The following is a 1,543-nucleotide window of genomic DNA, read 5'->3' as shown; positions in this document are numbered from 1 at the left end:
GCGACCAGTCGCACGTTTTCCCCCTGGCTTCGGTGACAAAACTGTTGTGCGCCTACGCGATTCTCGTGGCAGTGGAGGAAGGGGCGGTCGAGTTGGATGGGCCGGCCGGGCCCGAGGGGTCGACCGTTCGTCACCTCCTCGCGCATGCCTCGGGGTTGGCATTCGCCGAACGTGTCGTTCAGGCGCCAGTGGCGTCGAAGCGGATTTATTCGAGTGCGGGTTTCGAAGTTCTTGCCGAGTTGGTTTCCCGGGAGACCGAGATCGAATTTGCCGACTATCTGGCCGAGGCGGTGTTCGCGCCGTTGGGGATGACCAGCGCGGCTCTTGTCGGTCCGGCCGGCCACGGTGCGCAGGCATCGGCAGACGACTTGGCCAAGTTCGCGGCTGAACTGCTCTCGCCGACTCTGGTCTCGGCGCAGACGTTCGCAGAGGCGACAACTGTGCAGTTCCCGGGGCTCGACGGAATTCTTCCGGGTTACGGCTCTCAGCGCCCCAACGACTGGGGGCTCGGATTCGAAATTCGGGGCGACAAGCGTCCGCATTGGACGGGTCTCGAGAACTCGGCCGCTACCTTCGGTCATTTCGGCCAGTCGGGGACGTTCCTGTGGGTCGATCCCACGATCCATACTGCGTGCGTCGTGCTGACCGATCGTGATTTCGGTGATTGGGCCAAGCCTTTGTGGACCGAATTGTCCGATGGCGTGGTCGGTGAAGTTTCGCGGTAGAGCACAAATTTCTCTCCTTCCACTGGCGCAACACGGGTAACACAAGGCACACTGTTCAATCGAGCGTGCTGCACGAACTCGACAGAGGTCGTTGGGGAAGACGTCCCTCGTCGAAGCAGGAGGCTCGAGTGCGCGAAATGAATCAATTCGCGGACGTGACGACTGGTGTGGTGTACATCCACTCGTCGCCCGCGGCGCTGTGCCCGCACGTGGATTGGGCTCTGTCCGCCACGTTGGACAGCCCTGCCAAGCTCAGATGGACCTCACAGCCCGCCTACGACGGGCTTCTCCGGGCGACGACGGACTGGACAGGTCCCGTCGGAACCTGTGCCCGCCTGGTCGATTCGCTACGCGCCTGGCCGATGTTGCGGTTCGAGGTCACCGAGGACCCGAGTCATGGCGTCGACGGCGAACGGTACAGCCATGTACCCGGTCTCGGCTTGTGGCGCGGATCCACCAGTGCGAACGGTGATGTCGTCGTCGGGGAGATGAAGCTACGGTCCATCATGAATTCCGGAGGAGACATCGCCGCGGAAATCGATCGGGCGATAGGCGCACCGTGGGACGAAGAACTCGAACCCTTCCGGAGTTCCGGCGAAGGTGCAGAAGTAACCTGGCTGCGGAGGCGTGTCAGCTGATCCAGGTCCATCCTGAACCCGGAGTGAACCTTTCGGCTTGAACGACACAGAGTTGAACGACACAGAGTTGAACGACCAAGACTTGAATGACAAAAGGTGGGCCCCGCCGTGTCGGAGAGGCCCACCTACTCCCTGGAGGACCTCAAGGGCAAGTCCGGCACGTTCAAGGGGAAGATCATC

The 1,543-nt window shown here is 62.0% G+C and carries 2 protein-coding genes; both read left to right on the top strand.

Annotated features, from left to right (window positions below; translation table 11 throughout):
* On the top strand, positions 1 to 725 hold a 725-nt coding region (locus ABT116_RS45345), incomplete at its 5' end, for a serine hydrolase domain-containing protein (RefSeq protein ID WP_351646895.1).
* Positions 726 to 862: 137 nt separating this feature from the next.
* Positions 863 to 1,363 (top strand): DUF3145 domain-containing protein, encoded by a 501-nt coding sequence (locus ABT116_RS45340; RefSeq protein WP_019748968.1) that lies wholly within the window; start codon positions 863 to 865, stop codon positions 1,361 to 1,363.
* Positions 1,364 to 1,543 lie beyond the last annotated feature (180 nt).

The sequence above is a fragment of the Streptomyces sp. NPDC002130 genome, assembly GCF_040296465.1.
Taxonomy (GTDB): Bacteria; Actinomycetota; Actinomycetes; order Streptomycetales; family Streptomycetaceae; genus Streptomyces.
Note: the sequence above shows the minus strand (reverse complement) of the source record. Positions and strands in the feature narration are given on the sequence as shown.

Excerpts from the sequence above, each read along its gene's own strand:
- ABT116_RS45340 (WP_019748968.1), top strand. The coding sequence starts at position 863 with ATGAATCAATTCGCGGACGTGACGACTGGTGTGGTGTACATCCACTCG.